The organism is Marinobacter alexandrii (assembly GCF_005871205.1).
Lineage (GTDB): Bacteria > Pseudomonadota > Gammaproteobacteria > Pseudomonadales > Oleiphilaceae > Marinobacter > Marinobacter alexandrii.
This window is the reverse complement of record NZ_SWKM01000007.1, coordinates 1-1,560: the sequence shown is the minus strand read 5'-3', so window position 1 is coordinate 1,560 and position 1,560 is coordinate 1. Positions and strand designations below refer to the sequence as shown.

Sequence of the window (1,560 nt, the reverse complement as noted above, 5' to 3'; positions counted from 1 at the left end):
CCCGGATTTCTCATAGGTCCCCGGCAAGTCTCGCAGACTGTGCAGGATACCGCCATTACCGCTCATTTGCGGCCGAGATTGACTAATAACTGATCAATTTCTGTTGTCCGGACACACGCCCCCCTTTCCCCCATTGCGTCGGGCCGGGGGAGCCCGGGCTTCTATCCCGGAACCAGTTGACGTACCAGGTCAGAGAGTTCGTCTTTGTAAGGATAGGCATCGCTCATCAACACCCGTATGCGCCGAGTGTTGCGAATGATGACCGCGCCCACCTTGATCAGTTTCAGCCGCAGGTTACTGGCGCTCATTCTCTCGAAAGGCGTCTTCTTCAAGTGGGCCCGTAATCGCTCGAACAGCGTGTAGGCAAAGCCCGATAGGAGCAACCGCCACTGATTGGTCCACCACCGCGTGCTGGAGGTGCGATCTGCGAACAGACACAACTGCTGATCCTTGATCCGGTTTTCCATATCGCCACGGGCACAGTACTGCTCGTAGTAGAGCTTGAGGCCGTCGTCATAGCGGGAACTGATCACGAAGCGAGGGTTCGAGCCAAACTCACCTTCTTCCAGGCGAGCCACCACCCAGCGAGGGTATTTCCAGGTGTGGGCCTGGTACTGGAACCGGTAGGTGGCAGAGACTTTTTCTCCCAACTCCCCGTGAGCCCTGCGAACCAGCATCGAGGGCACGTCCACCTCCTTGAGCAGCCGGCTGTTTTTGCTGATGCCCACAAGGTAATCCACGTTATTCCGGTCGCACCAGCTCAGCAATCGGGGGCGATAGAAGCCGCTGTCACCCCGGAACACGATGCGGGTATCCGGCCAGTACTGCCGGATGAACTTCACCAGCAGGGCCAGAATGGCCCAGCTGTGGCGGCTGTCGCTTCGATTGCTGGTGCGCAGGTAGCTCACCAACAGGTGACGGCCGCAGAACACGTACAGCGGGAAGTAACAATGGTGATCGTAGTAGGCGTTAAAGAACTTGCCGGGCTGGTCGCCATGCACTGGAATGTCAGTGCCATCAAAATCCAGCACAATTTCCTTGGGTGGAGTCTCGTGCTGTTCAATGAAGTGATGCCACAGCAGTTCGTGGGCGTTGATCACCGCCTGCCGGTCCACGCGCTGTTCCATCCGGCACAAGGTCGATTTGCCCGCCAGAATGGCATCTTCACCGGTTGCGGTCTGAAGTGCCTGATCAGCGCGTAGCGCCTCGTGATCGTTGAGGTCTTCGTACCCGGCAGCCACGCCAAAGACCCGCTGCCGGACCATGGTTTGAAGCTTGTGGCGAACCAGCACGGGATTACGGGCATCGTCCAGCACCGTAGCCAGGCGCTGAGTGAGCTGGTGTTGTTTGTCGACTTCGCGAAGCAGGAGCAATCCGGCATCGGAGGTGATGTGGCCACCGGAGAAATCGGCTTCAATTTGCCGGCGAGAGAGTGGCGAGAAGGTCAGTTTTTCAGGTACCATTTCGGATAGCGGCTGTTGGTGCTTAGTGAACGGTGTAAGGTCCTGAAATTATACCGCTTTCAGCCGCTTTCTTTTACCCCCTCATGAGAAATCCGGG

At 57.5% G+C, this 1,560-nt stretch carries 1 protein-coding gene; it reads right to left on the bottom strand.

Annotated elements, in window-relative coordinates; all coding sequences use genetic code 11:
- Positions 1-161: 161 nt before the first annotated feature.
- Positions 162-1,463, bottom strand: coding sequence for an IS1380 family transposase (locus tag FCS96_RS00195; RefSeq protein ID WP_068351333.1), 1,302 nt, complete (start codon positions 1,461-1,463; stop codon positions 162-164).
- Between the last annotated feature and the right edge of the window lie 97 nt (positions 1,464-1,560).